At 43.5% G+C, this 230-nt stretch carries 1 pseudogene; it reads right to left on the bottom strand.

Features of this window, described 5'->3' with window-relative positions:
- A pseudogene (locus B3K42_RS13795) lies at nt 1-230 on the bottom strand (transposase); the annotation flags it as partial.

Genomic DNA, 230 nt, shown 5'->3' with positions numbered 1-230 from the left:
AGGCCCAGTATTCTTTCTCAATTCTACGTCTGCCGTGCTTCTTGAAGAACATCATTCTCTCTTCTTCGGAAATGGATTGGAACAGCTCACTACTGCGCTGTGATGGTATGTCTTCTCCATAAGGATGGGCATGTAATCTCTGCCAATGGGGAAACCTACTGAGGGAGTTATTCTCTTCGAGAATTAGATAATAGGCAATAGACAGAATCATTCTATAACGGTCGGGGAAA

Origin of the sequence: Mesotoga sp. UBA6090, from assembly GCF_002435945.1 — a bacterium.
GTDB lineage: Bacteria > Thermotogota > Thermotogae > Petrotogales > Kosmotogaceae > Mesotoga.
Note: the sequence above shows the minus strand (reverse complement) of the source record. Positions and strands in the feature narration are given on the sequence as shown.